Genomic DNA, 26,473 nt, shown 5'->3' with positions numbered 1-26,473 from the left:
TCATAATTTATCTCTTCCCCCATCTTGCAGCTGTCACACCAAGCAAGACAAGGAGACCGAGATGACACATACGGCATGCACCCCTCGCCAGCCTAACCTCCGCGCTGATCTGCTGATCCTTATCGCGCTCAGCGGGGTATTGGGCTTTTCACTGGGTCAGAATTGGGAAAGGGCGACCCCGACCAGTGTCGAAGCCGCCCTTCCATCCGAGGATTGGCACGGGAATGTCCGGCGCTCAACCTGGCCGGACTGAGTGCTTACTCCAGCCCCATCAAGCGGGCATCAAACGGGTATTTGGTCAGGTTCTCATAGCCGTCTTCGGTGATCAGAACCTGATCCTCCAGCTTGATCGAAAAGTCCCCACCGACCTCACCAACGGCGGCCTCGACGCACAGGACCATGCCGGGTTCGAGCGCGTAGTCATAGGCACCCTCGACCGCTTTGTCGGGATAGGCAACCAAAGGCCATTCATCGCACAGACCGACGCCATGCATCAGGCAGCCGTATTTCTGGGCCTGGAACTTGTCATCCAGCTTGTGCGCATTTGCGGTAAGCTCAGGGATCATGACGCCGGGTTTCAGCATCTCCATGTTGGTCACGATATGCTCATGCGCGTGCTGCATGGCGTAAATCATGTCCGGGCGCGGCTTCTGGTCCCCGATCCACCAAGTGCGTGAGATGTCGATGCAGATCCCGTAAGAGCCGACCAGATCGGTATCAAAGGCGACGATCTCGTTCTGTTGGGTGGTGCGTGGGCCGCACTCCTGGAACCACGGATTGGTGCGCTGGCCCGAGGCCAGCAGGCGGGTTTCAATCCACTCGCCACCGCGACGGATGTTCTCGGCGTGCAAAACCGCCCAGATGTCATCTTCCGAAGTCTTGCCATCCCCAACATTTGCGCGGGCGAATTTCTCCATCTCGGCCACGGCTGTTTCGCAGGCGTGGCTTGCGCAGCGCATGGCCAGAATCTCATCCGGGCCTTTGATGGCGCGGGTTTTCTCGGTCAGTTCTTCGCCTTCCATCACCTTGAAACCCTGCGCCTCAAGCGCGCGCAGACCGTGCAGCATGATCTTGTCGACGGCCAGACGCTTGTTGCCGCCGCTATGTTCCTCGATCAGGACCCGCACCTCGTTTGAGAACACATCCGCCGCGACATCCACTTTGTCGCCTCGGTCGAAATAGAACAGATCCGCGCCCGAGCGCTGCTCGCGCACCAGCGGGTTGAATTCGGACAGGAAGGGCGAGTTCTTGTAGTCCCAGATCACCATATACCCGTCAGCGCACAGCAGAACGGCGCGGAATGGGTTGTGGGTGTTCCACAGTTGCATGTTCGTGCTGTCGGTTGCATAGCGGATATTGAGCGGGTCAAAAATCAGCAGCCCGCCATAACCACGATCCACGATCGCTTTAGTCAGACGTTTCCAGCGATGTTCCCGCATACGCTCGAGGTTGGGCAGGGTCAGTCCGGCTGCGGCCCATTCCTCAAAGGCAAGTTGGGTGGGCCCGATTTCGATTCGGTCATTGTCATTCGGCGTACCATCACCGAGCGTTGCGCCTCGGGTCGGGTCAATTTTACGCGTGTCGCGGTAGTGCTGGTTCATGACTGGCCTCTGCTGGTTCACCCGAGAGGTATCAAACTTCGGTCTGGGGTGTCCCAGAAGAATACGACGGATTCTTGGTCGCTTTTTTACCGACAGTCGGTCAGGCTGATGATAAGTGGATGGCATGGTTGCCATTTTACAGTCCAGTATCCCATACGATCCGAGCCAAACCCGCGCGTTGCCAGGCATTCAGCCCACCGATATGGCGGAATGGTTGCATCAGGACGATGCCTTCGCCGCGCAGATGGTGCACCGTGCAGCCCTGTTGAAAAACCAGCGGGACGATGTTCTGGCCCTGTGCCCCGAGGCGGAGCCAGCCGCGCAGGAGTTGATGCAGCTTGTTCTACGTCAAACCTACCCAGAGGCGACTGACTGCGCATTGCGCCCGGATGGCGTGCGTGTGCCGATTGATTTTGCAAACCCGTTGGATACGCTGTGCAATCTGGTGCAAGAGGATTTCTGCATCCTCCAGAAGCACGGGGATGAGCATGTTCTGACCGGTGCGGTCTTGTGCTTTCCGGCCAGTTGGCTCTTGCGTGAAAAGTTCATGCGGCCCTTGGTTGGAATTCATGTGCCCGTGGACAGCTATGATGACAATATTGCCCGTCGCGTGCAGCGTCTGTTTGACGGGATACAACCGGGGCGACCGCTTTGGCGGTTCAATGCCCTATGGTATGACGATCCCGAGCTGCACCAACCCCGAAGCGCCAGCGATCGGCGTGAAATCCGCGATTCTGGTCGCGCGCCATTTTTGCGTAGTGAACGCCAGACACTTCTACGCCTGCCGGAAACGCGCGCTGTGGTGTTTTCGATCCATACATACGTTCTGGCCGCAAACCAGGTTCCAGAAATGGAAAACCCCGCCTGATGGCGGGGCCTCCAAGGAGGGTCTTCGGTATTTGGGTTACATGCCGAGCGCGGTGGCGACATCGGCAAAGGCGTTGCTGGCGTTCAGCGCAACGATGGCAAAGGTAAAGACCAGAACCTGAGTGTTCAGGCGGAAATCCTCGCCCCGGATCAGGTTGACTGCGGCCATCGACACAGCAATCGGAGCCGACATGCTGGCGACGACACCCGTCAGGCACCAGCTGCTCAGCCGTAGGGCGTCGCTAGGGCGGTCGGACGTGTCCTCTTGCGGATCAGGCGTTGCCTGCGCCACCGGGTCATCTTCGGTGCGAAAGGCGATGCTCAGCAATTGCTCATCGGTCAGTTGGATGGGGCGGGGGGCAGGTTTGGCAATCTCGGACTCTTCGGGTTCCGGATAGTTCAACCCTGCAAACTGTCCGCTGACCGACTGAAAGATCTGTTTGCGATTTCTGGGTTTGGTCGGTGCGAGCGTGTCAAAGGCGCTCATGAACTGCTCGACTGTCAGAACCGTATGAGGCGACAGCCACTCCACCCGCTGGGATGAGCAGATGTCGACCATGCGATACAAGATAACCACCAGCATCAACTCCGAGATTTCGGAATCATCCAGCAAGGGGGACACTGGGGAGATGTTGATAACCAAACGGTTGCGAGGACGCGATGCAGACGGCCTGACCAGGGTCTTGAGGCCGGCAGCACGGTCCAGACGCTCATGCCGGTCGTCGGGCTGCAGCTCCTCGGTCTCGAGCGTCAATCGCACGAGATACTGGCTGCAGACGATGCTGGCCTCTGTGTTGCTCAGCAGGGCCTTGCGCTCAACGAGGTGGCCGTAATCTTCCAGAGTTGCGGCGACAATAGTTCCGAAACGCTCGACCGCGCCGTCGGTGTCGCCTGCAAACTGCAAGCCGCCATGATAGCTGTGCTTTTTGGTCACTGCGCATTCCTTTGCCGCAAGTCGTCTTTGGCATCATTCTAAAGCGCGATGTGGGGCAGAATTTGACGAAATTACAAAAAAATCGAAATTCAGATGGATTGACTACGCTTTGGAAACCAAGCGATTGAGGCTTTTTCCGTGCAACTATGGCGATATTGTGGCTGAACTGTGAGGGGTGCGCGGCGGGATCGCGGCCGGGCTATCCATCGATTCGGGCAGCCATTATCGCGATAGATTGCTGGTAGACCGAGGCGGCGTTCCACTGTTGGATAACCTTGAAATTTGGCTGCCCTGGCTGGTAGCCGCGACCGGGTTTCCAGCCTTTCTTGCGCAGGAAATTGGCGGTTGAGGCCAGCGCATCCGTCATGTTGTAGAAGTCCACACGCCGGTCCCCTGTGGCGTCGACACCGTAGGTCAGCGCGTTGCCGGGCAGAAACTGAGTGTGGCCCAACTCGCCATGTTTTGCCCCTTTTGTCGCCATGGTGATACTACCCTGATCGACCAGCTTCAGTGCCCCAATTGCATGGGGAATAAAGAACTCGGATCGGCGACAATCATAGGCCAGAGTGGTTATTGCTGACACAACCTGACTGTCGCCCATAAAACCCCCAAAGCCGGTTTCCATACCGTGGATGGCGATCAGTACCCCGGCGGGAACTCCATATTGACGTTCTAACGCGGCGTAGAATTCCGGGTTTCTGGCCTTCCTTTTGCGTCCCTGCGCTACGATGGTATCGGCACCGCGCACGCGCATGAATTTGTCCAGCGAGTATTTGAAGCTTTTCTGGTTGCGATCTGCGGCAATGGTTCCGGTCGCATATTGCGTCTGCGCGAGGGCTTGAAGACCCTTCTTCTTCACCCCGGATTTCTTGGCCTGCTTTGCGAAATCAACTTTCCAGGCCTCGAACCCGGCACTGGTGTTCCCACAGGGGGCCGCGAGACCAAGCGTCGGTGCAGACAGGGCGAGCGTCAGGGTTAGAATGCGCAACATCAGGTCAATTCCTTCATACAATCTGCACCAAGGCTAAACGCCAGCCCTTGCTTCGCAAAGGGTTTAATACAGGTCCAACTCGCCTGCTTGTTTGAGGTCTTCGAACCATTCATCAGGCGTTCTGTCGATCTTGGCGTGTTTGACCATCATCGCGTTCATATTCGGCAGGCCTGAGGAGTCAGGCCAGTTCTCCGGCTGCCAGAGGTTGGAGCGGATGACGCATTTGGGGCAGTGGGCAAAAGCGGTTTCGACATGGACCGTCAGCGCCAGCTTGGGCGCTTTGCCTTTGATGGCCATGGTCCTCAAGAGCGTTTCATCGGCACAGATACGCGCCATACCGCGAAGGCGCAGCGTCTCCATCTTGCCGGGGACGAAGAAGATCACACTAACGCGTGGGTCCTTCAGAACGTTGTGAAAGGTATCGACGCGCTTGTTGCCGGGGCGATCGGGGATGGCGAGCAACTTGTCCGAGATGACATGCACGAAGCCTTCGGGATCGCCACGCGGCGAGATATCGAGATACCCGTCCGTGTTGGCTGATGCGATCAGGCAGAATGTGGACCTATCGATGAAGTCCCGGCACATCTGATCCAGAGCCGACAGTTCCTTTGCGATGATTTGAGGCAATGGCGCACCGGTGATGCGTTCCAGCTGTTCCGCCGAGGTCACATATTCGGTGAATTGCGCGAACGGGTCATCGGGTGACATGCGCTCTCTCCCAACCTGTTTTGACTGTCAGTTTGAAAGATCACGCCAAACGAAACAAGGGCGCCCGAATGGACGCCCTTGGAATGGTAGGTCTGCAACCGGCTTAGCAGCTGTAGTACATGCCGTATTCTACCGGGTGCGGTGTGTGCTCGTAGGTTTCGACCTCTTCCATCTTCAGTGCGATGTAGCCGTCGATCTGGTCTTTGGTGAACACGTCGCCCTGCAGCAGGAAGTCGTGATCGGATGCCAGAGCTTCCAGAGCCTCACGCAGCGAGCCGCAAACGGTCGGGATGTCGGCCAGTTCTTCAGCAGGCAGATCGTACAGGTTCTTGTCCATGGCTTCGCCCGGATCGATCTTGTTCTTGATGCCGTCCAGACCAGCCATAAGCAGTGCAGCAAACGCCAGGTAGGGGTTCGCAGCTGGGTCAGGGAAGCGAGCCTCGACGCGCTTGGCTTTCGGGCTTTCGGTCCACGGAATACGGACACAACCCGAACGGTTACGGGCCGAGTAGGCGCGCAGAACAGGTGCTTCGAAGCCCGGGATCAGTCGCTTGTAGCTGTTGGTCGACGGGTTGGTGAAGGCGTTCAGAGTCTTCGCGTGCTTCAGAACACCGCCGATGAAGTACAGCGCTTCGTCCGACAGGTCGGCGTATTTGTCGCCAGCGAACAGGGGCTTGCCGTCTTTCCAGATCGACATGTTCACGTGCATGCCGGTGCCGTTGTCACCTGCGATCGGCTTCGGCATGAAAGTGGCCGATTTGCCATAGGCGTGCGCAACGTTGTGGATGACGTATTTGTACTTCTGCAGCTCGTCAGCTTGCTTGGTCAGGCTGTCAAAGATCAGGCCCAGTTCGTGCTGACAGGACGCAACCTCGTGGTGGTGCTTGTCGACTTTCATGCCCAGACGCTTCATGGTCGACAGCATTTCCGAACGCAGGTCTTGTGCTTCGTCAACTGGGTTCACGGGGAAGTAGCCGCCCTTGACGCCCGGACGATGGCCCATGTTGCCCATCTCGTACTCGGTGTCGGTGTTCCACGACGCGTCGGTTGCATCAACTTCGTAGGATACCTTGTTGATACTGTTAGAGAAACGGACGTCGTCGAACAGGAAGAATTCGGCTTCTGGGCCCATGTAGGCTACATCACCGATGCCCGAGGATTTCAGGTAAGCTTCAGCTTTCTGAGCGGTGCCGCGCGGGTCACGCTCATAGGCTTCGCCGGTGTCGGGCTCAACAATCGAGCAGTGCAAGCAGATGGTCTTTTCCGCATAGAACGGGTCGACATAGGCGCTTTCGGTGTCAGGCATCAGTTTCATGTCCGATGCTTCGATCGACTTCCAGCCCGCAATGGACGAACCGTCGAACATGAAGCCTTCTTCCAGAAAGTCTTCATCGACTTGGTCGGCCATGATGGTTACGTGCTGAAGCTTGCCGCGCGGGTCGGTGAACCGGATGTCGACGTACTCTGCGCCTTCTTCCTTGATCAGCTGAAGAACTGCGTCCTTGCTCATTCTCTTGTTTCCTCTGAGTTGAAGATGGGTGTGTTACAGGGCTTCCGAACCGGTCTCGCCGGTACGAATGCGAATGGCTTGCTCGACAGGCGAGACAAAGATCTTGCCGTCACCGATCTTGTCGGTTTTCGCGGCCGAGACGATGGCTTCGATCGCGGCGTCAACCTGATCGTCGTCCAATACGACCTCAACTTTTACTTTGGGCAGAAAGTCGACGACATATTCCGCGCCGCGATACAGCTCGGTGTGACCCTTCTGGCGGCCAAAGCCTTTGACTTCGATCACGCTGAGACCCTGGACACCAACGTCCTGCAGTGCCTCTTTCACTTCGTCCAGTTTGAACGGCTTGATGATCGCTTCGATCTTTTTCATTCCGGCTCACCTTGCATGGTTGTCTGAGGTGCAGTGATCACGTCTAAAGGGATGCAGCAATCCGATTGCGCGCTTCGGCGTGATCTGGTGCATTGAAAAAAGGCGCATGGTCAAATTTTGATCGGTTTGCACAAAAAGTAATCGAAATTGAATCGCGTGAGGAATTGAGATGGTTGATTTGCTGACGGCTGCGCAGATGGGTGCGCTGGAACGGGCGGCCATCGACTCGGGCGAGGTGACCGGGCTGGAGCTGATGGAGCGCGCGGGTCAGGGCGTTGTGGACGCGATCTTCGAGGAATGGCCAGAGCTGAGGGATCGAGGGGCCAGCCCCTCGAGCTCCCCGGGATATTTAAGGCCAGATAAAGGGGATCCCTTGCGAGCCATGGTGCTGTGCGGGCCTGGGAACAATGGGGGCGACGGGTTTGTGGTGGCGCGGCTGCTTCGACAACGGGGGTGGGCGGTTGAGGTGGTCTTGTTTGGCGACCCGTCAAAACTGCCTGAGGACGCGCGGACGAATTATGAGCGGTGGGGTGGAACAACACGCGCGGCTGCGGATTTGGGGGATGAGGACTTGCGCCATCCGGATGTGTCGATTGATGCGCTGTTTGGGACAGGGTTGGCGCGGCCAATCGACGATGCTGCGCTTTGGGAACGCCTTTGGTCGCATGATGATGCAGCAGATGTCTGGGCTTTGCGGCGGCAGGGGCGCGGTACAGAAATCGTGCCGCCGCGGACGGTTGCGATTGATCTGCCCTCGGGGCTTTGTTCAGACTCAGGAAAGGTTTTGGGGGGTGCGTTTCCGGCACATGGCCGGCGCTGTGCCCGCTCGGCCCTGACGGTCACGTTTCATTCGCGCAAACTTGGGCATGTGCTGGAGGATGGGGCGTCCTATTGCGGGAAGCTGGTCGTCAAGGATATCGGGCTTAAGGGTGAGCCGAGCGCGTCCGAGGTGGTGACGGCGGTTCAGCAGCCGTCTGGCGAGGAGTTAGGGAAGGGAGCGCCAGGCCACAAATACGCGAATGGGCATGCTTTGATTCTGACGGGTGGGTTTGGAAAAACCGGAGCTGCGCGGCTTTCGGGGCGGGGGGCGTTACGGATTGGGGCAGGGTTGGTGACATTGGGTGTTCCGCCCTCAGCGCAGATGGAGGTGGCCTCTCAGATCACGGCCCTAATGATGAAGCGGGTCGAAGGGGGCGATGACCTGCGCGACATTCTGACGGATCATCGACTTAACGCTGTGTGTCTTGGTCCTGGAATGGGTGTTGAGCGGGCGGCGGATCTGGTACCTGTTGCCCTCGCGGCGAAGCGCGCGACGGTGTTGGACGCGGACGCGCTAACGGCATTTTCCGAAGACCCTTCGGCCTTGTTTGCTCAGCTACATGAGGCGTGTGTTCTGACGCCTCACGGCGGCGAGTTTGCGCGGCTGTTTCCTGATATTGCCGAGAAGCTCTCGGCCCCTCCGACCCGAGGTCCAGCGTTCTCCAAGGTCGATGCAGCGCGTGAGACTGCAAAGCGCGCCGGCTGTGTCGTGCTGTTCAAAGGGCCAGATACGGTGATCGCCGCCCCGGACGGGCGGTGTTCGGTTCACTCGGCGCAGTATGAGCGCGCGGCCCCTTGGCTGGCGACGGCAGGGTCCGGGGATGTGTTGGCCGGTTTCATCACCGGATTATTGGCTCGGGGGTTCGACACGATGGGTGCGGCGAAGACGGCGGTATGGCTTCATGTGGAATGCGCGCGCCGCTTCGGTGCCGGATTAATCGCTGAAGACCTGCCTGAGGTCTTGCCTGATGTTTTTAAGTGTATGAATATGTAAGTGCGTCTTGCGCGACCGGGGTGCGAAAGTCACATCTGATCGCGCGTTCGTTACAGGAATTTCCCTGTGCGCATAGCGGCTATTTGCTGCGCTCATGAGAAGCTGTCGGATTTTTCTTGGGGGCAGCCCGTTGTTTTTGCGGGAAGGCAGTTAGATGATTGAATTAAAACAACTTATCTTGATTGCACCAAGATACTCTGTTGCGGATTCGTCACCTTCTTTCGGCGTAGGGCGCGCCCCATTGGAACGGCTCGGTGTGGTGAGCATGTGAGCAAGACCTAATAACAAACCCTTTCAAGGTGAGTGACATGACCCTTAACCTGAAAACCTCGTCTGTTGCGGCGCTTTTGGCGGCGACCACGGCCATTCCAGCTGCGGCTGAGCTGAAATACGAAAACAATAGCGGCGGATATGTAGAGCTCTACGGGCAGTTCAACCCGGCGCTGATCTCAGTTGACGACGGACAAGACACCGAGACACGTTTGCTGGACAACGACCTGTCCAACAGCCGTGTCGGCTTGCGCCTTATGCAGCCCTACGGCGACAACGAGTTTACATTTCGGCTCGAAACCGGACTAGGGCTGCCAAACTCGAGCGAATGGAACCAGCTGGGTACGGATTTCAGCGGTTGGACGCGGGAAGATATCCGTCACGTGGATTTCGCGCTGAAGGGCGGCTACGGCAAGTTCTCGGCGGGGCAGGGCAGCATGGCTTCGGACGGGGCGGCTGAGACGGACCTGTCTTATGTTGGAACGGCCCTCTATTCGTTCACCAACGATGAAAACTCGGGCTTCTTCTATCGCGGAACCGATGGGGTACTCAGCGACATTACGGTCGGTGACTCCAGCAGCAACTTTGACGGTGGCCGCCGGACGCGCGTGCGCTACGATACGCCTGACTTCAACGGGTTCAGTGCGGCTATCGCCTATGGTGAAAACGCGCTCTCCAGCAGCGACGATGACACGTATTATGACTTTGCGATCGCGTACAACAACACCTTTGCCGGTGGCGTCGAGTTTGCTGCCAGCGTGGCCTATGCCGTGCGAGACTTCGACAATGTGTCAGGTGAGCGCAAGGATACCATAGGGTCTGCCTCGGTTCTGCTGCCCAGCGGGTTCAGCTTTACCGCTGCTGCGGGGTCGCGGGACGACACCGCAAGTGGCGCATCGGACCCAAGCTTCTGGTACGCAAAAATAGCATACGAGGGCGACTGGGTGGCCTGGGGTAAAACCGGTGTGGGCATCGACTACTACGATGGCTCAGACTTCAACAACGATGGGTCGGACACCAAAGCATGGGGTATTGCTGTCGTGCAGCGGATCGACTCGATCAACACGGATGCATACCTGAAATACCGCAACCACGATTTCGAAGATGGGACGTCGTTCGACAAGAACGAAGCCTGGGTCTTGGGCGCGCGCTGGCAGTTCTGATCAGCGATAGATGTTTCACAAAACGCTCCGGTTCCAGCTGGGGCGTTTTTTTGCTGTTGAAGACGGTAAAACCGGGGTGATCCGGGCATTGCCCCCTTGCACGTGGGCGGCTGGGCAAATAGAAGGCGTCAAATTTGCCCGGCGCGCCGTTTTGCGCGCCCCGAATCCTATGGGGACTACCATAATGCAGGTTACCGAGACGCTGAACGAAGGTCTGAAACGCGGCTACAACATCGTTGTGACCGCAGCCGAGCTGGACGACAAGGTCAACGAGAAGCTGACCGAAGCGCAGCCCGAAGTCGAGATGAAGGGTTTCCGCAAAGGCAAAGTGCCGATGGCGCTGCTGAAAAAGCAGTTTGGCCAGCGTCTGCTAGGCGAAGCCATGCAGGAAACCATCGACGGTGCGATGAACAAGCACTTTGAAGACAGCGGCGACCGCCCTGCGCTGCAGCCCGAGGTCAAGATGACCAACGAGGACTGGAAAGAAGGCGACGATGTCGAGGTCGCGATGTCCTACGAGGCGTTGCCTGAAATCCCGGAAGTTGACCTAAAATCGGTTGAGCTGGAAAAGCTGGTCGTTAAAGCGGACGACGCAGCCGTCGAAGAAGCGCTGAATAACCTGGCCGAAACCGCGCAGGACTTCAAAGCGCGCCGCAAGGGTTCGAAAGCCAAGGACGGCGACCAGATCGTATTCGACTTTGTCGGCAAGGTTGATGGCGAAGAATTCGAAGGTGGCTCGGCCGAGGACTACCCGCTCGTTCTGGGCTCGAACAGCTTCATCCCCGGTTTCGAAGAGCAACTGGTTGGCGTGAAAGCCGAGGAAGAAAAAGACGTCAACGTCACCTTCCCCGAGGAATACGGCGCCGAGCATCTGGCCGGTAAAGACGCTGTCTTCACCTGCACCATCAAAGAAGTGAAAGAGCCGGTTGCAGCCGAGATCAACGACGAACTGGCAACCAAATTCGGTGCCGAGGATCTGGAAGCCCTGAAGGCCCAGATCTCTGAGCGTCTGGAAGCCGAATATGCCGGTGCTGCACGCGCTGTCATGAAGCGTGGTCTGCTCGACGCGCTGGACACCAAAGTGTCGTTCGACCTGCCTCCGTCGCTGGTTGAAGCCGAAGCCAAGCAAATCGCACACCAGCTGTTCCACGAGGAAAACCCGGATGTGGAAGGCCACGACCACGGCGAGATCGAGCCTTCGGATGAGCACAACAAACTGGCTGAACGCCGCGTGCGTCTGGGTCTGCTGCTGGCCGAGCTGGGTCAGAAGGCCGAGGTTGAAGTCACCGACGCCGAGATGACCCAAGCGATCATGAACCAGGCGCGTCAGTACCCGGGGCAAGAGCGTCAGTTCTTTGAGTTCGTTCAGCAGAACGCACAGATGCAGCAGCAGCTGCGCGCGCCGATCTTCGAAGACAAGGTCGTCGACTACGTGTTCGAACTGGCTCAGGTGTCTGACAAAGAAGTCAGCAAGGACGACCTGCAAAAAGCCGTTGAGGCACTGGAAGAGGAATAATCCTCTTCCCCCCTTTTGGGGCGCCAAAATAGAAGCGGAGTCGCCTGATCAGGGCGACTCCGCTAGGGTGGCTTTGTACTATGAGGTGAGGGGGTCAGGCCTCATGAGCAAAAGCACGGGGGGTATGTAGCAGAGCGGTCTTCTGCTCTGGCGTGAAGGTGTTGGAGAGCGTCTCGATCAGCCTCAGAACATCTTGCCGTTCGGCCTCGGTCCGTGCTGCGTTCATCTGCTCCACAAAGTATTTCTCAAGCTCTGTGAGCGGCTTGTGGTCGCGATTTGCAGGGTTCTGTTCAACCTGCTTCTTGCTGTTGAACAGCTCGAGAGCCTTGTCTTCTTCCAGGAAGACATCGGTTTTGATGCCTGCAAAGTCCCGAATGGCGTCGATACGTTCATCGGTGCAATCCAGAAGGGCGGCAAGGGCCGAGACTTTGCCCATCGGCACGGTTTTACCCACATAGTCGTACGGCGCGCAGTTTGAGCGCTTCAGCACCCGATCCATGATAGGATCAATTACGGTGATAATGTCCTGAATACCGGCATTCTTCGCATATTCCAGCGAGCCAATCATCAGTTCACACGTTGCATAAGAGACCGAGTTCTTATCTTTGCCGCGGTTCAGCCTTTGGGTGTCGACGCAGAAGCGGGTGGATTCCCACATGGTCGCGCTGCGGATCGGAGGTTCACCATCCAGAATGGCCGAGAACACGTCCGACAACATGTGCGGTCCGGTAGTCTGCAGGGCACGCACGGCTGCGACGACATTCCCCCCGTCGTCGAGTCCGATTACGTATGCAGGATCCAGATGATCGAATTCATCAATCTCTTTGCCGTCTTCGATTTTGACGTCCCAACCCAAGCGCTCGCCGAAAACGCGCGCGCGCAGTTCAAACATTTCGTCAAGAACGTCGCTGAATTGGTGTCTGTTCAGCCCATCTACTACGATGATCATGGTTTCCCCCTTCGAGTGGTTGTTCGGTAAACCGATCGTTACCTGTTTGAAGGGAGATTTCTATTGGGGGTTTCCCGTATTTTGGCCGAATTGTGTGATTTTTGTGTTTATCCCGGGGTGATAAGCCCGATCGCAATCGCCCGCCCAACGGCCTGTGGCGTCGTCAAAGCGCTGAGTTTTTCGCGGCTGGAGCGCAGATGAACCTCAACCGTGCGGTGCGAGATCGACAGGATGTCGCCGATATCCTGCTGTGATTTCCCTGCCGCGACCCATTGCAGGATCTCGGCCTCGCGGGTCGAGAGGTTCGGGTGATAAAGCGCACCTGTTAGCTCATCCGAGGTCACGACGTTGTCGTGGATATGCACGGCCATGGACTGCAGATCGCTGATCACATGGGTATATAGCTTGCGCCATTCTTCCTTGGAGCAATCCCGCGTCGCACTTAGAAAACCGATGTCTCCGTAGGGGCCGCGGACGGGTATGGTAACACCTTGATTAGACAAGCCAAAATCATGTGCGTCGCGGAAAACGCGTTGGAAGTCAGGGCTGCGTTCTAAGCGGCTCCAATCAACGGGGGCAATACTGCGTTTTGCCATGTGAAGAGTCGGGTCAATCATGACTAGACCTTGTTTCTGATAATGCTCGTTCCATGCATCATCGTAGGTCACAAAGCCAGCAACTTTGCCCGCAGCGGGGTTCATCCCAGCGTAGGCGGCGTGATCCATATCGTGTTTTTCGCACACCTGCTTCAGAAACTCGGTGTACCGAGTTTCTGAGTCCGGCAGAGTGCTCAGATCAACGATCTCCATCTTTCGCCTACGACCTGCGGCTTATCTTGAAATCCGGTGGTGTGGCCGGACTTGCAATTTACCTAGAGTGGAACCCAACTTACCTCACGGCAATCAGGACATCACATAATTCAAAACATGACAAGTCAATGCAGGAAATGTCTAAGCTTTTGGCGTGTTGTTTCAAGCTATAGAGCATTTTTGTCACTATTTTGCCCAAACTGCTAACAGCGCACAGGGCCTAGGGCGCGGGTCGTAGCCCTGTTTCTACGAGCATTCCGCGCGCCTTTGCTTCGGGGTAAAACCCTTTGGCGTAAAGGAAAATCGCGCGTTGTTGATCTCCGTCCGCCAGCATCCAAGCACCTTTCAGGTACTTGCCTGCGTATTCAAGATTTGTGTCTGCGTCCAGCAAACCTTGGGCATTTCCCTTGTATCCCATCGAACGTGCGGTAGCGGGCAGGATTTGCAAAAGCCCGTAATACGGCCGGTTTACAGCCCATGGCCGGTGCGTGCTTTCACGGATCGCAAGTTTGTGGACCAGCTCTCTGGGGAGTTCGTAGTGATCGGCCCATTTGTTGATCGAGGCCCTCAGCTCGGGCGTTTCGTTGGGGTAGAGCGGCGGATCGAAGGGATCGGGGTCACCGCGTGAAACCTCGGCTCCGCTGCACGCGGCGAGGGCAGACAGGGCAAGGAAAGCGATGATGCTGCGACGAGAGAATAGGGCCATCAAACTACTCCGAACTTCAGGCGGCGATCATATGGATCACGGGTCTTGTCGCAACCTTAGCTTTAAAATTTGGCTGAATTTTGCTGGTTCCGATACGAAAAAGGGCCGCGCGAGTGGCGCAGCCCTTCAATCTTGTTGCGTCAGCCAGATCAGGCTTTGGCTTCGTCTTCGTCCGCCGGAGCGGCCTCGGGCGCCAGATCTTCGTCTTCCGACGCGGCCGAGCCGATGTCGTCAAACAGTTCGGCGATTTCGAATTCAGCAGCAGCTTCTTCTTCAGCAGCCAGTTCCTGAATCGATTTGCCCGATGCCTGCAGTTCGGCTTCTTCTTCCGAACGAGCAACGTTCATCTTGATCTCGACTTCAACCTCGGGGTGGAGGCGAACTGCAACCGCGTGCAGGCCCAGTTCTTTGATCGGAGCGACCAGAACGACTTGCTTTTTGTCGACGGTGAAGCCCGCTTCGGTCGCTGCGTCTGCGGCGTCACGCGGAGTGACCGAGCCGTACAGGGCGCCAGCATCCGATGCCGAGCGAATCACGATGAACTGCTGACCGTCCAGCTTTTCAGCCAGCGCTTCAGCTTCTTTCTTGGTTTCCAGGTTGCGCGCTTCCAGCTGTGCTTTCTGGGCTTCGAACGACGCGATGTTGGCGTTCGACGCGCTCAGGGCTTTGCCTTGGGGCAGCAGGAAGTTGCGGGCGTAGCCGGGCTTAACGTCAACGACGTCGCCCATTTGACCCAGTTTCGCAACGCGTTCCAGAAGGATAACTTGCATATCAGTCTCTCCTTACTTCACAGCGTAGGGCAGCAGGGCGAGGAAGCGGGCGCGCTTGATAGCACGGGCCAGTTCACGCTGCTTTTTCGCCGAAACGGCGGTGATGCGCGAAGGTACAATCTTGCCACGCTCAGAGATGTAGCGCTGCAGCAGACGGGTGTCTTTGTAGTCGATTTTCGGCGCGTTCTCACCCGAGAACGGGCAGACCTTGCGGCGGCGGAAAAATGGTTTTGCGGCCATGGTTTATGTCCTTTCGTCAGGCGTTGATCAGCGGCGCTCGCGGCGGCCTTCGCGCTCGTCGCGCTTCTGCATCTGGACCGAGGGGCCCTCGGCATGCTCGTCGACCTTGATGGTCAGAACACGCATAACGTCGTCATGCAGGCGCATCAGGCGTTCCATTTCCTGAACCGCACCCGAGGGGGCATCGGTTTTCAGGAAGGCGTAGTGGCCTTTGCGGTTCTTGTTGATCTTGTAAGCCATCGTCTTGACGCCCCAGTACTCGCTTTCGACGACGTTGCCGCCGTTGTCAGCCAGAACGGTGCCGAAATGTTCGACAAGGCTTTCTGCCTGCGCGTTGGACAGATCCTGACGCGCGATCATTACATGCTCATACAGTGGCATGTGCACTCCTGTTTTTATCAAGGCGCATTTCAAAGGCGGGGCCATCTGGTCCTTCGCGACCCTGCCACGAGAGGCTGCGCGATTCATATCTCCTGCGAAGGATGGCCTCGTATACACGTTTGAGCGGGCGGGGCAAGCCCTGCCACATATGCCTCTGTGAAGTCGCCCAATTTCCACTGCTGCGCCCAATTCCTGACGCTTTTCGCCCCGAAGTTGATAAGCAACCCGGAAATAACCGGATAGCACAGACTTACGACGGTAACCTTAATAAGGGTATGGATGTTATGACCGCGATTCAGACAAATACGCTCGACAATAAAACTACGGGTACGAGCTTTGAGCATTCCGTTCCGGTCATGATCACGTTTAAAGCGAACTGGCAAGCACGGCTGGTTCTGGCGCGCGCCGTCGGAGCCTTCCTGATCGTTTCCGCCTTTTCGATGTGGCTGATGCCCGGTTCGATGTTGGGAGCCGAGGTTTGGCCGATCAAGATGGTGGCCTCGATGGTGTTCCTGATCGTTGGCGTAAGCCTTTTGACGATCGAAGTTATGGATAGCCGCCCGGACGCCTATTTTGACCCGATCCGCCGCGAGGTGCGCGTGCTGCAGAAGAACGAAAACGGACGCCCTCAGACCGTTCTGCGTCGTAGCTATGACAGCCTGGGTGGCGCAAAGTTCGAGGATGACGAGGTACAGTTGTTCGATGTCGACGGCAGCCTGCTGATGAAACTGCCTCTGCAATCGGCGGATGTCAGCCGAGCGCTGAAGGGTCAGCTTAGCCAAAGTGTAACAATTTTCGCCTGAGATTTATTCTGTTCAACCAAGCACAGAAATTGTGAATCAAAAAGACTTGTGTGCTGCCCTTGGGCAGCACATTTTTGTTTCCGAGCAAACGCACTATGTTTGCGTATAGTCCACAAACCCGGAGACAGTCATGAAATCCACCCTCCTTGCTGCCGCGCTTGCCCTTACGGCAACCACTGCTTTCGCCAGCGCCGAAAAATACGTTCTGGACTCTAGCCATAGCCAGGTGCTTTTCAGCTACGATCACCTTGGTTTCTCGACCACTTACGGCATGTTCTCGGGCTTTGAAGGCGAGATCATGTTCGATCAGGAAGATCCTGCCGCGTCGAGCGTTTCGGTCTCCATGCCGGTTCTGGAGATGTTCACAGGCTGGAAGCCGCGTGAAGATCACTTTATGACCGAGGATTTCTTTGGCGCCGCCGAAGGGGACCTGATTACGTTCACCTCGACTTCGATCGAAGTGACCGGCGAAAACACCGCAAACATCACCGGTGACCTGACCATGAACGGCGTTACCAAATCGGTCGTTCTGGACGCCAAGCTGAACAAGGCTGACAACCACCCGATGGCAAACAAGCCTTGGGCCGGCTTCGACGCCACGACGACGCTGGTGCGCAGCGAGTTCGACCTGGGTCAGTTCGCGCCCTTCGTCAGCGATGAAGTTCAGGTGCAGATCTCTGTCGAGGCTCAGAAAGCCGAGTAAATCTGCGCTGATCCTTTGGATCACAACCGCCGGGGACCAAAACCCCCGGCGGTTTCTTTTTTATTCAGAACGTTTCGCCGTCAGCTCAACGGAGACCGTAACGTTGAAGCCCAGAGACTCCTCGGTCGGTTGGGATGTGCCGACATCGAACGCCATGCGGTTCAGTTCTAATGTGCCGGACATGGTTGCCGTGTTGTCCTCGAGTTGCAGGGAGAAGGGCAGTATGACGTCCACCGATTTGTCTCGGATGGTCAGGGGGCCTCGGGCCTCGTAGCCTGCGTCTGTCTTGTACAAGTCGGCTTTGAATTGCGCTGTGGGGAATTGCACGCTGTCGAAGAAATCAGCGCCCATGGCTTGGTCCGTGACTGTCCCGAGGCTGAGCGACGCGATGGCGATGGTCACATCCACCGATCCCGCAGGGCCCGGTTGGGCGGGTTCTTCAAACGCGATTGCGGCCGTCCACTCGCCGAAGCTGCCAGTGACGGGGCTGCCCAACTGCGAGATTGTGATCGCAAGGGTGCCTTCTTCGACGTTCCAGTCGGATTGCACACCGCCAAGCTCGGCCGCGTCCACGGCGCCTTTTGCGTGATCCTCGAACACTCCGATGGACCAGCCGCCGACCAGAACGGCACCCCAGATGGCCAAGGCTGCAAATGCAGGTACGGGTGAGTGGTGTTGCGTTGGAGGTTCGGGCGCGTCAGCTCGTCCCGGCAGCATCCGTCGCAGGGTGCTGTCCTTGTCCACGACGTGATGTTTCAGCGCACCCACGATGTGCAGCGCCAGCGACCCGGCAAGAACCCAGATGAACAGCCAATGCAGGTTTGCCGTCACCTCGGACAAATAGAGGGATTTGGGCACGAAGGGCAGGTTTTGGCCGAAGGGCCACCAAATGGGTGCAAAGCCTTCGGTCGCGGCGTGGTGTATCCAGCCGGTCAAGGGCACCAGAACAAGCGAAGCGTAGAGCATCCAGTGAACGGTCTCAGCGGCGAAAGCCTCGGGCTTGTTGTCCGCATTCAGCAGGCCGGGTTTGGTTTGGGTCAGCGCCCAGAGGATACGCGCCAGCGCCACGAAGAACACGGTGACCCCGATCGTTTTATGCAGGGAAAACAGCGTTGCGGCCCGCGCGATATCGGATTCGCTGGTCGGGATGTTCGGGTCGTAGATGGCATGCGCCAGATCATTGGCAAACCAGCCCAAGGGCAGGGCGGTCAGGATCAGCAAAGCGGTCAACCAGTGAAAGGTTTTGGTCACGCTGCCATAGCTTGAAAAGGTATTGGTCGAGGGCATCTCTTGCACGCTCCGGATTCGATTGTCTGACTTGAACCTAAAGCCAGACGGATTCGGCACAAGCCCGACCCGCGCACAGATATGGTGCCCGAATGCAGAGCGCAGGCCCTACTTGTGCCGCGTCCTCACACGGTTTACACCCCGCCGCAACCTAACGTCATCCAAGAGGTTGCAATGACACGCGCGTTCGTTTTCCCAGGGCAGGGTGCCCAGACCATCGGCATGGGCAAGGCTCTGGCCGAGGCATACCCGGCAGCTCAGGCCATCTTTGAAGAGGTGGACGACGCGCTTGGCGAAAAGCTGAGCCAGCTGATCTGGGAAGGCGACATTGCCGATCTGACCCTTACGCAGAACGCGCAACCGGCGCTGATGGCGACCTCGATGGCGGCGATGCGCTCGCTTGAGGCCGAAGGCGTCTCGGTCACCGATGCCGCTTTTGTGGCCGGGCATTCATTGGGTGAGTATTCCGCACTTGCTGCAGCTGGTGCGTTGTCGGTGGCCGATACCGCACGTCTGTTGCGGACCCGTGGACAAGCCATGCAAAGCGCCGTGCCGGTGGGCGAAGGTGCGATGGCTGCGATCTTGGGGCTGGATCTTGATGCCGTGCGCTCTGTGGCTGAAGAGGCCGCGCAGGGTGAGGTTTGTCAGGCGGCCAATGACAACGACCCGACTCAGGTTGTGGTGTCCGGCGCAAAAGCTGCCGTGGAACGCGCGGCTGAGATTGCCAAAGAAAAGGGCGCAAAGCGTGCGGTTATGCTGCCAGTCAGCGCTCCGTTCCATTGCGAGCTGATGCAACCCGCTGCGGATGTGATGGCCGAGGCATTGGCCGCCGTTGAGATCAAGGCACCGGCCGTTCCTCTGATCGCCAATGTGCGGGCCGAGGCGGTCACAGACCCCGATTTGATCCGCCAATTGCTGGTCGAGCAGGTCACAGGATCGGTCCGCTGGCGGGAAAGCGTGCAATACATGGCGGCGCAGGGTGTCACCGAGACATGGGAAATTGGCGCGGGTAAGGCTCTGTCGGGTATGATCCGCAAAATTGACCGGGCAATTGTAGGCAAGGCCGTTGGTACGCCCGAGGATGTTCAAAAGGCCGTTCGGGCCGAATCGTAAGCATAGAACGCGGCCTTCGGGGCGCCTCACGAGGGAAATAGAATGTTTGATTTGACAGGTAAGAACGCGCTGATCACTGGTGCTTCGGGTGGTATCGGAGGCGATATCGCACGGGCTCTGCACGGCGCGGGTGCCTCGGTCGGTCTGTCCGGCACGCGGGTTGAACCGCTGCAGAAACTGGCCGACGAACTGGGCGAACGCGCCCACGTGCTGCCGTGCAACCTGAGCGACTCCGAAGCCGTCGAGGCCCTGCCAAAACAGGCAGCCGAGGCGATGGGCTCGGTCGATATCCTGGTCAACAACGCGGGTATCACACGTGACAACTTGTTCATGCGCATGTCCGACGAGGAATGGCAGAGCGTGATTGACGTCAACATGACCTCGACCATGAAGCTGTGCAAAGGCGTGATCCGCGGCATGATGAAGGCGCGTTGGGGCCGGATCGTGAATGTCTCGTCCGTTGTGGCTGCGATCGGCAATCCGGGGCAGGCGAACTATGCGGCCTCCAAGGCGGGGATGATCGGGTTCTCGAAAGCGTTGGCGCATGAGGTCGCAACGCGTGGGATTACGGTGAACGCAGTGGCCCCTGGCTTTATCACGACGGCGATGACGGAAAAGCTGACGGACGAGCAGAAAAAAGGTTTGTTGCTGAAAGTTCCGGCTGGTCGAATGGGCGACCCTGAGGAAATCGCGGCCGCTGTTCTGTACCTGTCCAGCCCCGAGGCCGGATACGTGACCGGAACAACCTTGCATGTGAACGGCGGCATGGCCATGTTGTGACCGCAACCAAGGCGGTGCGAAAGCGTTTGCCTTGCGCGTCGACTATGCTATAGGCGGCGCATCTATGCTGGGGCCGGTCGTTTTGGTCGGCCCTCGACTTTCCCGGACAGCCGGGAGCCAAACCGCCCGGAACGGGCAAAACAAGTCCATCCCGAGCGGGCAAGGGCAGAACCGGGCGGATCGCCCTGAAGAAAGAATGAGGAATAGACATGAGCGACGTCGCAGATCGCGTGAAGAAGATCGTTGTTGAACACCTGGGTGTTGAAGAAGACAAAGTAGCGGAAAACGCTTCGTTCATCGACGACCTGGGCGCAGACAGCCTGGACACCGTTGAACTGGTCATGGCCTTCGAAGAAGAGTTCGGCATCGAGATCCCTGATGACGCAGCCGAGACCATCCAAACCTTTGGTGACGCCGTCAAATTCATCAGCGAAGCGTCCTAAACGTATCGTACTGATAGAAAAGCGGCGCTTCCGGGCAACGGAGGCGCCGCTTTTTTGTGCCTGCGTTAAATTCAGGGTTGCACGAGGCGATTTCGATTCGCACTGTTTCCACTGAGGCACAATTCAAGGTGGGCAGGACATGATAAGATCCACCCCGATGATAAATACGGCGCGTCTGACACTCTGTGCGATGCGCCCTGAGGATTTTGAACGGTTCGCCGAGATCTGGCGCGACCCTTGTGTAACGCGCCATATCGGTGGCACCCCGCGGTCGCGCGGTGAGGCCTGGGACTCGTTTCTGCGCAATGCAGGGCATTGGCAGATGGCCGGGTTCGGGCAATGGGGTGTGCTACAGCAATCGAATCGCAAGCTGATCGGGCAAGCCGGATTCTTCTACGGAAACCGTGCAATGGGCGAGGATTTCGACACTTATCCCGAAGCCGGTTGGGTTCTGGCCCCTGAAGCACAGGGGCTGGGTCTGGGATATGAGGCCGCTCAGGCCGCCCATGATTGGTTTGATCGGATCATGCCGGGTCGATTGGTGGCGATGGTGAACGCAGCCAACGCTTCGTCGCAGAAGCTGGCGAAAAAGCTGGGCTATGTCGTGATGCGTGAGGCCGAGTACAACGGCACCGCTGTCCATCTACTTCGTCGCAACGGTCCTCCGGCGCGGGCGTAATACCGCCAACACACAGCAATGCCGCAAACAGCGCAAACAATGCCGATCCTGGTCGCAGCAGGTTCTTATGTGAGCGTGTATGTTACTATGAGACTTTAGGGCGCTTGGGCGGAGGAGAAAGCTCATGAGAATCTACCCCACAATGGAACTTCAGAACGGTCGCTGCGTCACCTTGGACAAAGGGCGTCTGGAGGATGCGATGATCTGGCATGTGAACCCGGTCGAAACCGCGCGGGGTTGGGCAGAGGCCGGGGCCGAGTGGATGCATCTTACAGACTTCGATGCTGTAGAGGGCCGTGATACCAACTCGGAACTGGTGGAAGAGATCATTCGGTCGGCCGAGATCCCCGTGCAATTGGCTGGGGGTATGCGCACCCGTGAGCAGGTCGAATACTGGATCGACAAGGGCGCGGGCCGCGTTGTGATCGGGACGCTTGCGGCGCGGGACCCCCATCTGGTGAAGGAACTGGCGAAACTCTACCCGGATCAGATCGTTCTTGCAGTCGATGTCTGGCAGGGGTTTGTCATGACCGACGGTTGGCGCAGCCAAAGTGCGTTCACTCCCGAGGCGTTTATTGATGCCTTCGACGGCACGCCTTTCGCAGCCATCGTTGTGACCGACATTGACAGCGACATGGAAGATGTCGAGGCGCAACTGGGCCTGATCTCCGGCCTGGCGCAGCATTCTCGGACACCGGTCATTGCCAGCGGCGTGGTGCGAACTGCGGACGATATCTCTCGTCTGTCCTACATCCCGAACATTGCGGGCGCGATTGTCGGCAGAGCTTTGTTCCGGAAAACAGTCGATCTTTCCGACGCTCTGGGCGTAGCAGCTGGCGCGCATGAGCCAGTAGCGCAGTTCCAGTAACGGAACCGAAAATGAAACTCTCTCGCCCTGCGATGTCAGCAGGGCGAGGGGGATTGGCAGGCGCAGGATCGCCCAAAATCAAGCTGAAACCGCAAGATGCAGAGGGGAATGGAGCGTGGCCCTTGCCCCCGCACCCCGGGCCGGGGTATGAGCGGTTCGCATAACAGTAAGCAGGCAAGAGGCACTTCATGCGCAGAGTCGTCGTAACCGGTCTGGGGTTGGTCACTCCTTTGGCCAGCGGAGTCGAGGAAACCTGGTCGCGTCTGCTGGACGGAGAGTCCGGCGCAGGGCCAATCACACATTTCGATGCCGAGGCAAGCGGGGTCACCACGACCTATGCCTGCGAGGTGCCGCGTGGGGACGGAACAAACGGAACGTTCAACCCCGATGACTGGATGGCTCCGAAAGAACAGCGCAAGATCGAAGACTTTATCCTTTACTCGATCGCTGCAGCGGAAATGGCGTGCAAGGATGCAGGCTGGACCCCTGAGGGCGAGGAAGATCGCCTGCGCACTGGCGTTCTGATCGGCTCTGGTATTGGTGGGCTGGGCTCGATTGCGGATACAGCTAACTTGATCCGTGACAAAGGTCCGCGCCGCGTGTCGCCCTTCTTTATTCCCGGCGCACTGATCAACCTGGCGTCCGGTCAGGTGTCGATCCGGTTTGGGTTTAAAGGGCCGAACCACTCGGTCGTGACTGCGTGTTCGACTGGCGCCCATGCGATTGGGGACGCCAGCCGCATCATCCGCGCAGGCGACGCCGATGTCATGGTGGCCGGTGGCGGCGAGGGCTGCATCTGCGAGATCGGCATCGCGGGTTTCAACGCCTGTAAGGCGTTGTCGACCAAGTATGCAGACGATCCGAAGAAAGCCAGCCGCCCCTACGACGTTGACCGCGATGGTTTTGTCATGGGTGAAGGCGCAGGCATCGTCATTCTGGAAGAATACGAACACGCCAAAGCACGTGGCGCGAAGATCTATGCCGAAGTTCTCGGCTACGGAATGTCGGGCGACGCGTATCACATCACCGCACCTTCCGAGGATGGCGACGGGGCCGAGCGTTCGATGAAAGCCGCCCTGCGCAGCGCCGGGCTGGAGCCGAAGGATCTGGATTACATTAACGCGCATGGCACCTCGACCATGGCGGATACAATCGAATTGGGTGCTGTAGAGCGTCTGTTGGGTGACCATGCAGTGAATGCCACCATGACTTCGACCAAGTCTGCCACCGGCCACTTGCTGGGGGCTGCGGGCGCGATTGAGGCGATCTTTTCGATCCTTGCGATCCGCGATCAGGTGGCTCCTCCGACCATCAACCTCGACAATCCAGCGGTTGAAACGCCGATTGATCTGGCTCCGAACGAAAAGCGCAAGCGTGAGATCAACGTGGCCCTGTCGAACTCGTTCGGGTTCGGCGGCACCAATGCCAGCGTGATCTTCGGAAAGGCCAGTTAAATGTGGCGGGCCATTGCATCGAACGCGCTGACCATCCTGGTGGTCGGCCTGTTTCTTGTGGGCGGTCTGATCCTTTGGGGCCAGACCCAGTATCAGTCAGAAGGCCCGCTGGAAACCGCGATCTGCCTGCGGGTGGAAAGCGGTTCGAACATGACGCGGGTCAGCCGCGAGCTTGAGGATCAGGGAGCGATCACCAACGCCACGATCTTTCGCATGGCCGCCGACTACACCGACAGGGCGCAGCAGTTGAAAGCAGGCAGCTTTTTGGTGCGTGAAGGCGCGTCGATGGAGCAGATCATCTACGAGATCACCAGCAGCGGTGCCAGCACCTGCGGCTCGGAGATCGAATACCGCATCGGCGTGACCCGCGCCCAGACTCGCGTGCGAGAGTTGAACCCAGCCACTCTGGAATTCGACGAAATCGCCGAGTTTGACATGGCCGAGGAAGAAACTCCGGCGGCCTATCAGGAGAAGCGCCAAGAGGCAGACACACGCTATCGTGTTTCACTCGCAGAAGGCGTGACCTCATGGCAGGTGGTTGAGGCGTTGAAGGGTTTTGAAGCACTGAGCGGCGAGATTGCGGAGATTCCTGCTGAAGGCTCGCTTGCGCCAGACAGCTACGATGTCGCTGCCGGTCAGGACCGCAACGAAATCCTGAAGGCGATGCAGGACAAACAACAGCTTCGGATCAATGCTGCCTGGGAAAACCGCCAAGATGGTTTGCCGCTGGAAAGCCCCGAAGAAATGCTGATCCTTGCCTCGATCATCGAAAAAGAAACGGGCGTTCCCGGAGAGCGGGGCCAGGTTGCCAGTGTTTTCGTAAACCGTCTGAACCAAGGCATGCGCCTGCAGACCGACCCGACGGTTATCTACGGCGTCACCAAAGGGCAGGGCACGCTGGGTCGCGGCTTGCGCCGCAGCGAGCTGAACCGGCCAACACCTTGGAATACCTATCAGATCGACGGGCTGCCACCGACGCCGATCGCCAACCCAGGTCTGGCGAGCCTCGAAGCAGCCGTTGCGCCTGACAACACGGACTACGTGTTCTTTGTTGCGGATGGTACCGGAGGTCACGCTTTTGCCGAGACGTTGCAGGAACACAATCGCAATGTCGCGAAATGGCGCGAGATTGAGGCCGAACGAAACTCGGGCAACTAAGCCAAAACGAAAAACAGCGCCACTTTCGGCGCTGTTTTTTTTGGTCAGGCCGCGGGTTTGCGACGGGGGCGCCGGCGCTTGTTTTGTCCAGGTTTAGCGCCTCCGTTCGCCGGTCTCGGCTTGAAGCGCCGGTTGTTCTGGCGACGCCCGCCACGTTCGGCCTCAACAGGTTCTGGCTGTGTGCCGCTGGCAACGGGGATGTCGATCTTCATCAGCCTCTGGATCTGACGCAGCAGATCGACCTCTTCCGCCGAGCAGAACGCAATTGCCTCACCCTCGCGACCGGCGCGGGCCGTACGGCCAATGCGGTGGACATAATTGTCGGGCACCTCGGGCAGGTCGTAGTTGATCACATAGGCCACACCGGGAATGTCGATCCCACGCGCGGCTACGTCGGTCGCGACCAGTACGTTGATCTCTCCGGCGCGGAAGGCCTTGATGGCGCGGTCACGCTGTCCCTGGCTTTTGTTGCCGTGGATCGAGGCGGCGTTGTAGCCATCGGCGACCAACCCCTTCATCAGCTTCTCGGCCCCGTGTTTGGTGCGCGAGAAGACAAGGGTCAGAGCGCCGGTGTCCTGCGACAGGATCTCACGCAGTTTGCCAGGTTTCTCGGGTTTGGTGACGAAGTGAACCGATTGCGTGATCTTGTCCGCCGCTTTACCTGGAGGCGAGACTTGCACCCGTTGTGGATTGGTCAGGTAAGCCCGGCTGATCTCTTCCATCTGCTTCGGCATCGTGGCCGAGAATAGCATGGTCTGACGCGGTGTGCCCAAGGCGGGCGCGATTTTGCGCAACGCGTGGATGAAGCCCAGATCCAGCATCTGGTCGGCTTCGTCCAGAACAAGGTGGCGAACCGACCCGAGGTCGACGGCCTTCCGCTCCATCAGGTCGATCAGACGCCCCGGTGTGGCCACCAGAATATCTGTGCCGCGGCCCAGAAAGGCGATCTGTTTGTTGATGGACTGACCACCCACAACAGTTGCCACGCGCAATTTGGTCTTGCCGGTTAGAACGCGCAGGCTGTCGGCAATCTGGTTCACAAGCTCGCGCGTGGGCGCGAGGATCAGAGCCTTGGCCGTTTTGGGCGCAGGTTTGCCGTGTTGGTTTAGCAGGTGATCAATCAAAGGCAGGCCAAAGGCCAGCGTTTTGCCGGTACCGGTCTGCGCCAGCCCCAAAATGTCATGCCCGTTCAGAGCCAGCGGGATCGCTTGGTTCTGGATCGGAGTGGGCTGTGAGAAATTCGCACTTTTCAGTGCATCGTTGAGCGCTGGTGCAAGGCCCAGCATATCGAAGTCGAACAATATTTATCCTTTGCCGCCCGCTGCATTCGCCAACGGGCAAGTCGTGATGGGCCGCATTCGCGACCGGTAGGGTCAAGCGGGACCTCGGGACAGGCAGGCGGTTCCTGCTCCATCTGGTCGTCGCGTTAAGAACCCTGCGTGATGGGGCACTGGAGAAATCTGTGGCGCTGTGGGGCAGATGGTGCCCGCCGAGGCTCACGCGTCAGCGCTGGTCATAGGCACATGATGCGTGGCGACTGAAATGTCAAGGCTTGTGAGTGATGGTTCCTTGGTCGCGCGAAAAC

Annotated in this window: 28 protein-coding genes; 14 read left to right on the top strand and 14 right to left on the bottom strand. The window is 58.1% G+C overall.

Annotation, left to right across the window (positions count from 1 at the left end; translation table 11 throughout):
• Window positions 1-61 precede the first annotated feature (61 nt).
• The gene (locus ACP15L_RS02770; protein ID WP_170553041.1) at window positions 62-253 is read left to right on the top strand and encodes a hypothetical protein; all 192 of its coding nucleotides are present in this window, start codon (window positions 62-64) and stop codon (window positions 251-253) included.
• Window positions 254-257: 4 nt separating this feature from the next.
• On the opposite strand, the gene dddP is transcribed toward ACP15L_RS02770, so the two are convergent.
• Entirely contained in the window at window positions 258-1,601 is a 1,344-nt protein-coding gene (dddP, locus tag ACP15L_RS02765; protein ID WP_425083028.1) for a dimethylsulfonioproprionate lyase DddP, read from the bottom strand.
• 124 nt (window positions 1,602-1,725) lie between these two features.
• Here dddP and ACP15L_RS02760 point away from each other — a divergent pair, with 124 nt between their 5' ends.
• Window positions 1,726-2,469, top strand: a complete 744-nt coding sequence (locus ACP15L_RS02760; protein ID WP_425083027.1) for a heme-dependent oxidative N-demethylase family protein — start codon at window positions 1,726-1,728, stop codon at window positions 2,467-2,469.
• 36 nt (window positions 2,470-2,505) lie between these two features.
• Here the strand turns inward: ACP15L_RS02760 and ACP15L_RS02755 are convergent, their stop codons facing one another.
• From ACP15L_RS02755 to ACP15L_RS02735, 5 genes are all read right to left on the bottom strand, one after another.
• Window positions 2,506-3,402: a hypothetical protein gene (locus tag ACP15L_RS02755; RefSeq protein WP_170747494.1), complete on the bottom strand. Its 897-nt coding sequence runs from the start codon at window positions 3,400-3,402 to the stop codon at window positions 2,506-2,508.
• 199 nt (window positions 3,403-3,601) lie between these two features.
• The gene (locus ACP15L_RS02750; protein WP_425083026.1) at window positions 3,602-4,393 is read right to left on the bottom strand and encodes a lytic murein transglycosylase; all 792 of its coding nucleotides are present in this window, start codon (window positions 4,391-4,393) and stop codon (window positions 3,602-3,604) included.
• Window positions 4,394-4,456: 63 nt separating this feature from the next.
• Window positions 4,457-5,101: an MSMEG_1061 family FMN-dependent PPOX-type flavoprotein gene (locus tag ACP15L_RS02745; RefSeq protein ID WP_425083025.1), complete on the bottom strand. Its 645-nt coding sequence runs from the start codon at window positions 5,099-5,101 to the stop codon at window positions 4,457-4,459.
• Window positions 5,102-5,204: 103 nt separating this feature from the next.
• On the bottom strand, window positions 5,205-6,611 hold the full coding sequence (glnA, locus tag ACP15L_RS02740; protein WP_170374049.1) for a type I glutamate--ammonia ligase: 1,407 nt from the start codon (window positions 6,609-6,611) through the stop codon (window positions 5,205-5,207).
• Between the two features lie 33 nt (window positions 6,612-6,644).
• A complete protein-coding gene (locus ACP15L_RS02735; RefSeq protein ID WP_170325301.1) occupies window positions 6,645-6,983 on the bottom strand; it encodes a P-II family nitrogen regulator in 339 nt (112 codons plus the stop codon).
• Window positions 6,984-7,152: 169 nt separating this feature from the next.
• Here ACP15L_RS02735 and ACP15L_RS02730 point away from each other — a divergent pair, with 169 nt between their 5' ends.
• The 3 genes from ACP15L_RS02730 to tig all read left to right on the top strand — a co-directional run bounded on the left by ACP15L_RS02730 (window position 7,153) and on the right by tig (window position 11,745).
• On the top strand, window positions 7,153-8,796 hold the full coding sequence (locus ACP15L_RS02730) for an NAD(P)H-hydrate dehydratase (RefSeq protein ID WP_425083024.1): 1,644 nt from the start codon (window positions 7,153-7,155) through the stop codon (window positions 8,794-8,796).
• A gap of 308 nt (window positions 8,797-9,104) precedes the next feature.
• Window positions 9,105-10,229: a porin gene (locus ACP15L_RS02725; protein ID WP_425083023.1), complete on the top strand. Its 1,125-nt coding sequence runs from the start codon at window positions 9,105-9,107 to the stop codon at window positions 10,227-10,229.
• Between the two features lie 184 nt (window positions 10,230-10,413).
• Window positions 10,414-11,745 carry a trigger factor gene (tig, locus tag ACP15L_RS02720; RefSeq protein ID WP_170666493.1) on the top strand — a complete coding sequence of 444 codons (1,332 nt, stop codon included), beginning with the start codon at window positions 10,414-10,416 and terminating at the stop codon, window positions 11,743-11,745.
• A 94-nt stretch (window positions 11,746-11,839) separates the two neighbouring features.
• Here tig and ACP15L_RS02715 read toward each other — a convergent pair whose 3' ends face one another.
• From ACP15L_RS02715 to rpsF, 6 genes are all read right to left on the bottom strand, one after another.
• Window positions 11,840-12,694, bottom strand: a complete 855-nt coding sequence (locus ACP15L_RS02715) for an acyl-homoserine-lactone synthase (RefSeq protein WP_425083022.1) — start codon at window positions 12,692-12,694, stop codon at window positions 11,840-11,842.
• Between the two features lie 107 nt (window positions 12,695-12,801).
• Complete coding sequence (locus tag ACP15L_RS02710) at window positions 12,802-13,503, bottom strand: LuxR family transcriptional regulator (protein WP_170374044.1); 702 nt, start codon at window positions 13,501-13,503, stop codon at window positions 12,802-12,804.
• A gap of 220 nt (window positions 13,504-13,723) precedes the next feature.
• Complete coding sequence (locus ACP15L_RS02705) at window positions 13,724-14,209, bottom strand: lytic transglycosylase domain-containing protein (protein WP_170466117.1); 486 nt, start codon at window positions 14,207-14,209, stop codon at window positions 13,724-13,726.
• A 149-nt stretch (window positions 14,210-14,358) separates the two neighbouring features.
• Window positions 14,359-14,979: a 50S ribosomal protein L9 gene (gene rplI / locus ACP15L_RS02700; RefSeq protein ID WP_170640804.1), complete on the bottom strand. Its 621-nt coding sequence runs from the start codon at window positions 14,977-14,979 to the stop codon at window positions 14,359-14,361.
• Window positions 14,980-14,991: 12 nt separating this feature from the next.
• Window positions 14,992-15,219 (bottom strand): 30S ribosomal protein S18, encoded by a 228-nt coding sequence (rpsR, locus tag ACP15L_RS02695; protein ID WP_005608650.1) that lies wholly within the window; start codon window positions 15,217-15,219, stop codon window positions 14,992-14,994.
• 27 nt (window positions 15,220-15,246) lie between these two features.
• Entirely contained in the window at window positions 15,247-15,600 is a 354-nt protein-coding gene (rpsF, locus tag ACP15L_RS02690; RefSeq protein ID WP_068332653.1) for a 30S ribosomal protein S6, read from the bottom strand.
• A gap of 284 nt (window positions 15,601-15,884) precedes the next feature.
• On the opposite strand from rpsF, the gene ACP15L_RS02685 reads away from it, so the two are divergent.
• Both ACP15L_RS02685 and ACP15L_RS02680 read left to right on the top strand, forming a co-directional pair.
• Window positions 15,885-16,403 carry a hypothetical protein gene (locus ACP15L_RS02685; protein WP_170374041.1) on the top strand — a complete coding sequence of 173 codons (519 nt, stop codon included), beginning with the start codon at window positions 15,885-15,887 and terminating at the stop codon, window positions 16,401-16,403.
• A 130-nt stretch (window positions 16,404-16,533) separates the two neighbouring features.
• The gene (locus ACP15L_RS02680) at window positions 16,534-17,106 is read left to right on the top strand and encodes a YceI family protein (protein ID WP_170374040.1); all 573 of its coding nucleotides are present in this window, start codon (window positions 16,534-16,536) and stop codon (window positions 17,104-17,106) included.
• 60 nt (window positions 17,107-17,166) lie between these two features.
• Here the strand turns inward: ACP15L_RS02680 and ACP15L_RS02675 are convergent, their stop codons facing one another.
• Complete coding sequence (locus tag ACP15L_RS02675) at window positions 17,167-18,393, bottom strand: cytochrome b/b6 domain-containing protein (RefSeq protein ID WP_425083021.1); 1,227 nt, start codon at window positions 18,391-18,393, stop codon at window positions 17,167-17,169.
• Window positions 18,394-18,567: 174 nt separating this feature from the next.
• Between ACP15L_RS02675 and fabD the strand changes: the two genes are divergently transcribed.
• The 7 genes from fabD (at window position 18,568) to mltG (ending at window position 24,888) form a co-directional block, all read left to right on the top strand.
• Entirely contained in the window at window positions 18,568-19,506 is a 939-nt protein-coding gene (fabD, locus tag ACP15L_RS02670; protein ID WP_425083020.1) for an ACP S-malonyltransferase, read from the top strand.
• Window positions 19,507-19,548: 42 nt separating this feature from the next.
• A complete protein-coding gene (gene fabG / locus ACP15L_RS02665; protein ID WP_170374037.1) occupies window positions 19,549-20,286 on the top strand; it encodes a 3-oxoacyl-[acyl-carrier-protein] reductase in 738 nt (245 codons plus the stop codon).
• 209 nt (window positions 20,287-20,495) lie between these two features.
• On the top strand, window positions 20,496-20,729 hold the full coding sequence (locus ACP15L_RS02660; RefSeq protein ID WP_008756330.1) for an acyl carrier protein: 234 nt from the start codon (window positions 20,496-20,498) through the stop codon (window positions 20,727-20,729).
• A gap of 139 nt (window positions 20,730-20,868) precedes the next feature.
• Entirely contained in the window at window positions 20,869-21,408 is a 540-nt protein-coding gene (locus ACP15L_RS02655; RefSeq protein ID WP_209253970.1) for a GNAT family N-acetyltransferase, read from the top strand.
• Window positions 21,409-21,532: 124 nt separating this feature from the next.
• Window positions 21,533-22,276, top strand: coding sequence for a 1-(5-phosphoribosyl)-5-[(5-phosphoribosylamino)methylideneamino] imidazole-4-carboxamide isomerase (locus ACP15L_RS02650; protein ID WP_170374035.1), 744 nt, complete (start codon window positions 21,533-21,535; stop codon window positions 22,274-22,276).
• A 188-nt stretch (window positions 22,277-22,464) separates the two neighbouring features.
• Window positions 22,465-23,730, top strand: coding sequence for a beta-ketoacyl-ACP synthase II (fabF, locus tag ACP15L_RS02645; protein ID WP_425083019.1), 1,266 nt, complete (start codon window positions 22,465-22,467; stop codon window positions 23,728-23,730).
• Complete coding sequence (gene mltG / locus ACP15L_RS02640) at window positions 23,731-24,888, top strand: endolytic transglycosylase MltG (protein ID WP_425083018.1); 1,158 nt, start codon at window positions 23,731-23,733, stop codon at window positions 24,886-24,888.
• A gap of 44 nt (window positions 24,889-24,932) precedes the next feature.
• Here mltG and ACP15L_RS02635 read toward each other — a convergent pair whose 3' ends face one another.
• Complete coding sequence (locus ACP15L_RS02635) at window positions 24,933-26,189, bottom strand: DEAD/DEAH box helicase (protein ID WP_425083017.1); 1,257 nt, start codon at window positions 26,187-26,189, stop codon at window positions 24,933-24,935.
• Between the last annotated feature and the right edge of the window lie 284 nt (window positions 26,190-26,473).

It is taken from the genome of Ruegeria profundi, from assembly GCF_049800715.1.
Lineage (GTDB): Bacteria > Pseudomonadota > Alphaproteobacteria > Rhodobacterales > Rhodobacteraceae > Ruegeria > Ruegeria profundi_A.
Note: the sequence above shows the minus strand (reverse complement) of the source record. Positions and strands in the feature narration are given on the sequence as shown.

What these genes read in the sequence shown, in the direction of transcription:
- ACP15L_RS02770 (WP_170553041.1), top strand. Translation starts at nt 62, where the DNA reads ATGACACATACGGCATGCACCCCTCGCCAGCCTAACCTCCGCGCTGAT.
- dddP (WP_425083028.1), bottom strand. Translation starts at nt 1,601, where the DNA reads ATGAACCAGCACTACCGCGACACGCGTAAAATTGACCCGACCCGAGGC.
- ACP15L_RS02760 (WP_425083027.1), top strand. Translation starts at nt 1,726, where the DNA reads ATGGTTGCCATTTTACAGTCCAGTATCCCATACGATCCGAGCCAAACC.
- ACP15L_RS02750 (WP_425083026.1), bottom strand. Translation starts at nt 4,393, where the DNA reads ATGTTGCGCATTCTAACCCTGACGCTCGCCCTGTCTGCACCGACGCTT.
- ACP15L_RS02745 (WP_425083025.1), bottom strand. Translation starts at nt 5,101, where the DNA reads ATGTCACCCGATGACCCGTTCGCGCAATTCACCGAATATGTGACCTCG.
- glnA (WP_170374049.1), bottom strand. Translation starts at nt 6,611, where the DNA reads ATGAGCAAGGACGCAGTTCTTCAGCTGATCAAGGAAGAAGGCGCAGAG.
- ACP15L_RS02735 (WP_170325301.1), bottom strand. Translation starts at nt 6,983, where the DNA reads ATGAAAAAGATCGAAGCGATCATCAAGCCGTTCAAACTGGACGAAGTG.
- ACP15L_RS02730 (WP_425083024.1), top strand. Translation starts at nt 7,153, where the DNA reads ATGGTTGATTTGCTGACGGCTGCGCAGATGGGTGCGCTGGAACGGGCG.
- ACP15L_RS02725 (WP_425083023.1), top strand. Translation starts at nt 9,105, where the DNA reads ATGACCCTTAACCTGAAAACCTCGTCTGTTGCGGCGCTTTTGGCGGCG.
- tig (WP_170666493.1), top strand. Translation starts at nt 10,414, where the DNA reads ATGCAGGTTACCGAGACGCTGAACGAAGGTCTGAAACGCGGCTACAAC.
- ACP15L_RS02715 (WP_425083022.1), bottom strand. Translation starts at nt 12,694, where the DNA reads ATGATCATCGTAGTAGATGGGCTGAACAGACACCAATTCAGCGACGTT.
- ACP15L_RS02710 (WP_170374044.1), bottom strand. Translation starts at nt 13,503, where the DNA reads ATGGAGATCGTTGATCTGAGCACTCTGCCGGACTCAGAAACTCGGTAC.
- ACP15L_RS02705 (WP_170466117.1), bottom strand. Translation starts at nt 14,209, where the DNA reads ATGGCCCTATTCTCTCGTCGCAGCATCATCGCTTTCCTTGCCCTGTCT.
- rplI (WP_170640804.1), bottom strand. Translation starts at nt 14,979, where the DNA reads ATGCAAGTTATCCTTCTGGAACGCGTTGCGAAACTGGGTCAAATGGGC.
- rpsR (WP_005608650.1), bottom strand. Translation starts at nt 15,219, where the DNA reads ATGGCCGCAAAACCATTTTTCCGCCGCCGCAAGGTCTGCCCGTTCTCG.
- rpsF (WP_068332653.1), bottom strand. Translation starts at nt 15,600, where the DNA reads ATGCCACTGTATGAGCATGTAATGATCGCGCGTCAGGATCTGTCCAAC.
- ACP15L_RS02685 (WP_170374041.1), top strand. Translation starts at nt 15,885, where the DNA reads ATGACCGCGATTCAGACAAATACGCTCGACAATAAAACTACGGGTACG.
- ACP15L_RS02680 (WP_170374040.1), top strand. Translation starts at nt 16,534, where the DNA reads ATGAAATCCACCCTCCTTGCTGCCGCGCTTGCCCTTACGGCAACCACT.
- ACP15L_RS02675 (WP_425083021.1), bottom strand. Translation starts at nt 18,393, where the DNA reads ATGCCCTCGACCAATACCTTTTCAAGCTATGGCAGCGTGACCAAAACC.
- fabD (WP_425083020.1), top strand. Translation starts at nt 18,568, where the DNA reads ATGACACGCGCGTTCGTTTTCCCAGGGCAGGGTGCCCAGACCATCGGC.
- fabG (WP_170374037.1), top strand. Translation starts at nt 19,549, where the DNA reads ATGTTTGATTTGACAGGTAAGAACGCGCTGATCACTGGTGCTTCGGGT.
- ACP15L_RS02660 (WP_008756330.1), top strand. Translation starts at nt 20,496, where the DNA reads ATGAGCGACGTCGCAGATCGCGTGAAGAAGATCGTTGTTGAACACCTG.
- ACP15L_RS02655 (WP_209253970.1), top strand. Translation starts at nt 20,869, where the DNA reads ATGATAAGATCCACCCCGATGATAAATACGGCGCGTCTGACACTCTGT.
- ACP15L_RS02650 (WP_170374035.1), top strand. Translation starts at nt 21,533, where the DNA reads ATGAGAATCTACCCCACAATGGAACTTCAGAACGGTCGCTGCGTCACC.
- fabF (WP_425083019.1), top strand. Translation starts at nt 22,465, where the DNA reads ATGCGCAGAGTCGTCGTAACCGGTCTGGGGTTGGTCACTCCTTTGGCC.
- mltG (WP_425083018.1), top strand. Translation starts at nt 23,731, where the DNA reads ATGTGGCGGGCCATTGCATCGAACGCGCTGACCATCCTGGTGGTCGGC.